The sequence below is a fragment of the Achromobacter colocynthidis genome (assembly GCF_057334535.1).
Genome location: NZ_JBHFIZ010000039.1, coordinates 169,883 through 176,313, shown reverse-complemented (window position 1 = coordinate 176,313; position 6,431 = coordinate 169,883). Strand labels below are relative to the sequence as shown.

At 65.2% G+C, this 6,431-nt stretch carries 6 protein-coding genes; 3 read left to right on the top strand and 3 right to left on the bottom strand.

Going from position 1 to position 6,431, the window contains the following annotated elements; genetic code table 11:
• The first annotated feature begins 134 nt into the window (after nt 1-134).
• A complete protein-coding gene (locus ACE04A_RS27315) occupies nt 135-1,352 on the top strand; it encodes an ABC transporter substrate-binding protein (protein ID WP_448715732.1) in 1,218 nt (405 codons plus the stop codon).
• On the top strand, nt 1,331-2,335 hold the full coding sequence (locus ACE04A_RS27310) for an alpha/beta hydrolase (RefSeq protein ID WP_448715731.1): 1,005 nt from the start codon (nt 1,331-1,333) through the stop codon (nt 2,333-2,335). The genes ACE04A_RS27315 and ACE04A_RS27310 overlap by 22 nt, the downstream gene beginning before the upstream one ends.
• 22 nt (nt 2,336-2,357) lie before the next feature.
• Here the strand turns inward: ACE04A_RS27310 and metC are convergent, their stop codons facing one another.
• Nucleotides 2,358-3,551, bottom strand: a complete 1,194-nt coding sequence (metC, locus tag ACE04A_RS27305; protein ID WP_485820714.1) for a cystathionine beta-lyase — start codon at nt 3,549-3,551, stop codon at nt 2,358-2,360.
• Nucleotides 3,552-3,693: 142 nt separating this feature from the next.
• A complete protein-coding gene (locus ACE04A_RS27300; protein WP_448715729.1) occupies nt 3,694-4,500 on the bottom strand; it encodes a nitroreductase in 807 nt (268 codons plus the stop codon).
• A 111-nt stretch (nt 4,501-4,611) separates the two neighbouring features.
• Between ACE04A_RS27300 and ACE04A_RS27295 the strand changes: the two genes are divergently transcribed.
• A complete protein-coding gene (locus ACE04A_RS27295; RefSeq protein WP_259251406.1) occupies nt 4,612-5,238 on the top strand; it encodes a LysE family translocator in 627 nt (208 codons plus the stop codon).
• An 81-nt stretch (nt 5,239-5,319) separates the two neighbouring features.
• Here ACE04A_RS27295 and ACE04A_RS27290 read toward each other — a convergent pair whose 3' ends face one another.
• Nucleotides 5,320-6,387, bottom strand: a complete 1,068-nt coding sequence (locus tag ACE04A_RS27290) for an MBL fold metallo-hydrolase (protein WP_279993575.1) — start codon at nt 6,385-6,387, stop codon at nt 5,320-5,322.
• Between the last annotated feature and the right edge of the window lie 44 nt (nt 6,388-6,431).

Below are 6,431 nucleotides of genomic sequence, written 5' to 3'. Positions count from 1 at the left end.
CGCCCCGGCCACATGGCGGGGGCGCTTTCTTTTGGGAAATCGTTGAGACATTGCGCCGCCCTTTTGCACCCACGGCGCTACACTTTCGCCACAAGAATTCGCCGCAAAGACGGCATCACATGGGTGGAAGACAAATGAAACAGCAATTCCTGCGCAAACGCGCCGCATGGTGTCTGGGCCTGTGCCTGGCGTTCAGTGCCAACGCCACGCACGCCAGTGCGGCTGACGGCGTGAAAATCGGGGTGCTTACCGACATGGCGGGCGTGACTGCCGATGCCACAGGCAAGGGCTCGGTCGAGGCCGCCCGGCTGGCCATCGAAGAGATGGGCGGCACCGTACTGGGCAAACCGATTTCGCTGGTCTCGGGCGACCATCAACATCGCCCCGACATCGGCAGCAGCATGGTCCGCAAGTGGTATGACACCGACGGCGTGGACGTGGTGGTGGACGTGCCTAATTCGTCAGTCGCGTTGGCGGTGCAGGGCATCGCGCGCGAAAAGAAGAAGCTGGTGTTGTTCTCCAGCCCCGGCACTACCGCGCTGTCACAAGCGCAGTGCTCGCCCTACGGCGTGCAATGGACGTACACGACCTACGCCCTGTCTCGCGGCACGGCCACCGCCGTGGTCAACGAAGGCAACAAGCGCTGGTTCATCCTGGCGTCGGACTACGCCTTTGGCAAGCAACTGGCGGCCGACACCGAGACCGTCGTCAAAGCCAACGGCGGCGAAGTCGTCGGCACCGTCTTCCATCCGCTGAACGCATCGGACTTTGCGTCCTTCTTGCTTCAGGCCCAGGGGACCAAGGCGCAAATCATCGCCATCGCCAACGCGGGCGGAGACACGATCTCAGCCATCAAGCAAGCCGCGGAATTCGGAATCGGCGGCGCGCAGCAACTGGCGGCCATGCTGCTGCTGATCACGGACGTGCACAGCCTGGGCCTGCAGGCGGCGCAAAAGACTTATCTGACCGTGCCGTCCTATTGGGACATGAACGATGGCACGCGCGCCTTTACGAAAAAATTCGAAGCGCGCGTCGGTCGGCCGCCGACCTTCCTGCAGGCGGGCGTCTACGGCTCGGTGCGCCACTACCTGCAAGCCGTGAAGGCGGCCGGTACGGTGGATGCCGATGTGGTCATGGCGAAAATGAAATCACTGCCTATCGATGACCCCTTCAGTATCAACGCGCATATTCGCGAAGACGGCCTGGTGGTGCGCGACATGATGCTGGCTCAGGTAAAAACGCCTGCGCAATCCAAGGGGCCCTGGGACTACTACAACATCGTGCGCAACATCCCCGGCGACACGCTGGCATGGCCGCTGGCGGACAGCCAATGCCCGCTGGTCAAACGATGATGCAAGCGCAGGGCCTGACCCAAACCCAGCAAGCCCAGACCCAGGCCGTCACGCTGGCCGATTTCGGCAGCTTCTATGCGGGTGGCAGGCCGGTGACCATCACTGGTCTGGCCCAGCGCGAGATCGCGTTCACCAAAAGCGCGTCACTGGCTTATGACCCCAACGGCCTGTACCACTTTGAACAGGCCTACGTGCAGTACTTCATCCCGGCGCGATTAGCGCATCCGCTGCCCGTCGTGCTGCTGCACGGCGGCGGCATGACGGGCGCGATGTGGGAGCAAACGCCCGACGGACGCCCAGGCTGGATGCAGCATTTTCTGCGCCAGGGGCATGCGGTGTATGTGGTGGATAACGTCGAGCGAGGGCGCGCGGGTTGGGCGCCGTTCGAACAGGTGTGGCCCGAACCGCCCATCATCCGAAACGCGCAGGAAAGCTGGTCGCTGTTCCGGCTGGGCCGCGCCGAGGATTTCGACGCGCGCCGTGCCTTCGCCGGGCAGCGCTTTCCGGTCAGTGCGTTCGATGACTTCATCCGACATGCCGTGCCGCGCTGGCTGGGCAACAACGACGCGGCACTGCTGGGCTTCTGTGCGGTGCTCGACCGCGTCGGCCCCTGCCTGGTGGTGGCACACAGCCATGGCGGCGAAGTGGCCTACCGGGCGCTGCACGCGCGGCCCGATCTGGTGCGCGGCGTCATCGGCATTGAGCCATCGGGTTTCTCCGGCGACGTCGCGGCCGCCGCCGTCGCGGCCAAACCGTTTCTGTTCGTCTATGGCGACTATCTGGACGCCACACCGCTGTGGCAACGCCTATGCGTCAGCGGCCGGGACTATGCCGATACGCTGGCACGCCACGGCGCGAGGGTCGACACCTGGCGGCTGGCCGAGATGGGCATTGCCGGGAATTCCCACATGCCGATGATGGACGACAACAGCGACGACATCGCCGCCCGCATCGGCGCGTGGATACGCGCCGCGTCGGTGTGAAGCCGTCGCGGCGGCGTCAGCGTTATGCGCCGACCGCGGCCGCCTTCTCCAGCGCCTGGGTCAGGTCGGCGATGATGTCGTCCGGCGACTCCAGGCCGATGTGCAAACGCACCAACGCGTTGTCGCCTTCGCCCCAATAGCGATGCTTGGACAGGTCTTTGGGCGACACCAGTTGCACCAGGCTTTCGTAGCCGCCCCACGAAAAGCCAATGCCGAACAAGGTCAGCGCATCCACGAAGGCGCCCGCAGCGGCGGGCGATAGACGCAGTTCGACGGACAGCATGCCGTTGGAGCCGGTGCAATCGCGCTGCCACAGCGCATGGCCCGGATCTTCGGGCCACGCCGGGTGGAACAGGCGCACGGTTTCGGGACGGTTCTTGAAGAATTCGCACACTTGCATGGCATTGCGCGCGTGCTGCGCCATGCGGATCGGCATCGTGCGCACGCCACGCAGCGCCAGCCAGGCGTCGTCGGCGCTGATGGAATAACCCATCGCGTATTGCGTGCGGTTCAGCTTCTTGGCGATGGCCTCGTCGTTCGTCACCACCGCGCCCAGCATCAGGTCGGAGTGGCCGCCCACGTACTTCGTGCCGGCAATGACGGACACCTGCGCCCCCAGCGTCAGCGGGCGGTAGATATAGCCGGAGCCCCAGGTGTTGTCGGTGGCCAGCACCAGGCCGTGGCGGTTGGCAACGGCCGCCATGGCGCCCATGTCCAGCATTTCAAACAGCAGCGAGCCCGGTGATTCCACGTACAGCAGCTTGGTGTTGGGTTGCACCAAGGCGTCCAGGTCTTCATCGGCCGCGAAGTAGGTGATGCTGATGTTCATGCGCTTGAGCACCGCGTCATCCAGCTCTCGCATCGGGCCGTAGACGCAATCGGAAATCAGCGCATGGTCGCCCGCCGAGCACAGCGCCATCATCACCATCGTCATCGCCGATAGCCCCGACGATGCCAGATAGCAGTGCGTGCCGCCTTCCAGGTGTGTGAAGACCTCTTCCAGCGCGGCGTGGGTATCCATGCCCATGCGGCCGTAAGTGGTGGCACGGTCGCCAGCGGCCTTGCTGCGCTGTGCCTGCTCCAACGCAGCCAGGTTCTGGAACCGCACGGTGCTGGCGCGCATGGGCGGCAGCGGCCCGGGCGCCGTGCCGGTTTCGGGGTCGAACGGGGCGGTGCCCGCGTGCTGCAATACCGTATCGATGTGTTTGGAGGTCATCTTCAAGGGAAATGCTGGAGAAATGAACAGGGCCGGACGGGGCCAACGGCGCCTGCCTGATGGAGCCGGGCTAGCGGCAAACAGGATGAACCATATCAGGCGTAGGGATGCCTGTCCCGGGCCGTATCGTTGAGCAGTCGCTTTAGCCAGAAATCCAGCTTACGACTTCCGGTAATTCCGCGCGCCGCGTGCGGTAGCTGTTGGCCGGATGCGCGGCGTCGGCGTAGCCGAAGGAAATGCCGCAGACCACGCGCCGGTCGGGGCCGATGCCAAGCACCTCGCGCAGCACTTCCGGATACATGGCCAGCGAAGCCTGCGCCACCGTGGCCACGCCGTTGGCCTGGGCCGCCAGCAGGAAGTTGGCGACGTAGCCGCCGCAGTCCATCGCGCCGTATTCGCCAAGCGCCTCATCGGTGGTGATGATGGCCACGTGCGGCGCGTCGAACAACTGGAAATTGCGCATCTCTTGCCGGCGGTAAGCGTCGCGGTCACCGCGCGCCACGCCCACCGCGCCGTACAACTGGAAGCCCGATTCACGGCGGCGCGCCAGATATTCGTTGCGGTATTCGCGGGGGAAAGGGAAGTCAGGGGTGAAGCCGGGGCCAGCATCGGCGGCTTGCGCCCGCGCTTGCAGCGCCGCGCGCAGGCGCTCGGTGCCCGCGCCTTCGGTAATGGCCACCTGCCAGGGCTGGCAGTTGCACCAGGACGCCGTGCGCTGCGCCAGCGTCAGAATACGTTCGATGACATTGCGCGGCACCGACGCGGGCAGGAAAGCGCGACAGCTATGACGGGCAAGCAGCAGGGCTTGCAGCGCGGCGGCGGGGTTCGCGTCGGCATTCGCGTCGGCATTCGCGTCGGGATTCAAGACCGAGGGCGAGTCAGGGATCGCGTCGGGATTCCCGTCATCATCCTCGGGGACTTGCTGGCTTTGCGCGGCGTGTGTCGTCATGGCGTGTCTCTGTGTCCTTTGTGTCCCGTGCCGGGGGCTGAACGGTGTGGTTTTGCCCTTATGATGCCATTCTCCGGCTGACCGGCGCCCACCCCCAACCAGGCCACACCCATGCTGCCCCTAGACACCCTGACCGCCTTTTTCGGCATTGCCGTTCTGCTCGCGCTGACGCCGGGGCCGGACAACGTATTCGTGCTGATGCAATCGGCCATCTGGGGACGCAAGGCAGGCATGCTAGTGGTGCTGGGGCTGTGCACGGGGCTGCTGGGCCACACGGCCGCTGTCGCCCTGGGGCTAGCCGCCGTGTTTGCCGCGTCGCCCATGGCGTTTACGGCATTGAAGCTGGCGGGCGCCGCGTACCTGGCCTATCTGGCCTGGCAGATCCTGCGCGCGCCGGTGGAATCAGAAGCAGGCAAGGCGCCCGAGCCCTTGAAGCCCGGCGCGCTGTACCGGCGCGGCATCGTCATGAACCTGACCAACCCCAAGGTGCTGCTGTTCTTCTTTGCCTTTCTGCCGCAATTCACCACGCCGGCGCTGGGCCCGGTGGGCTTGCAGGTCATGCAACTGGGCGCCGTGTTCATCGTGTCGACGCTGTTGGTGTTCGGCGCCATCGCCTTCTTTTCGGGCGCGTTTGGCGAACTGCTGCAACGCTCGGTGACGGCCAAGCGCTGGCTGAACCGCATCGCCGCCTTGGTGTTCGTGGGCCTGGCCGTCAGGCTGGCCACCGCCACGCGCTGACAGTGACGGGTTCCGCCTGGAACCCGTCTTGCTTGCCACGTCTTACTTGCCGCGCATTGCTTGCCGCGACTTGCCTGCAGATCACGCGGCCGTGAACCGCACAATGCCATCCTCGCCGGTCGCGCGCTTGAGCTTGCCTTCGAAATAAAGCGCATGCAGGTGCGCCAGCGCCTCGCCCATGGCGAAGGTCAGTTGGTGCAGGTCCAGCTTGCGCTTGAACAGCACGGGCACGATGTCGGACGTTGACTGCGGCTGCGCCGCGCACGCCTCCAGCACTTCGGCCAGGCGGTCGCGGTGGTGCTCGTGCTGCTGTGCAATACGTTCGTGCAGGCCCTTGAACGGGCGGCCGTGCGACGGCAGCACCAGCGTGTCGCGGGGCAGGCCGGCATAGCCGTCCAGCGACCGCAGGTACAGGGGCAGGGGGTTGGCATCGGGTTCGTAGTCGAACACGCTGACGTTGGTGGAGATGCGCGGCAAGACCATGTCGCCGGAGATCAGCACGTTCAGGTCGGGCGAAAACAGCGACGCATGCTCGGGCGCATGGCCATAGCCCACGATCACGCGCCAGTCGTGGCCGCCAATGCGGACCTGATCGCCGTGCATGATGCGCGTGTAGCGCGCGGGTACGGCGGGCACCAGGTTCGGGAAGTAGTTGGCGCGCTGGCGGATCTGCTCTTGCGCGTCGGGGTCGGTCAAGCCATGGCGGGCGAAGTGCTCCACCGCCGACTGGCCACCGGGGCCGGCGCCCGCATCGTTGCGGCGCGACGACCACAACGACGCCACCATGAAGTCCGTCATCGTCATCCACAGACGCGCATTCCAGCGCTCGCACAGCCAATAGGCCAGGCCGATGTGGTCGGGATGCATGTGCGTGACCAGCACGCGCAGCACGGGCAGGCCTTCCAGCTCGTTCTTGAATACGTCTTCCCACAGCGACTTCACTTCGTCGCGCGAGATGCCACAGTCAACGATGGTCCAGCCATCCTGGCCATCGATGTTGTCGCGCAGCAGCCAGAGGTTGATATGATCCAGCGCGAACGGCAGTGGCATCCGTATCCACTTGACGCCTTCGGCCACCACCTGGGCCCGGCCGGCTTCGGGCTGGAAGTCTGCCCAGGGGTACTGCAATTTCTGTTCGTTGGGGTTCATTGCCTCGCGCTCCACGCTTGACGTTCACGTCAAGTCATCATAAT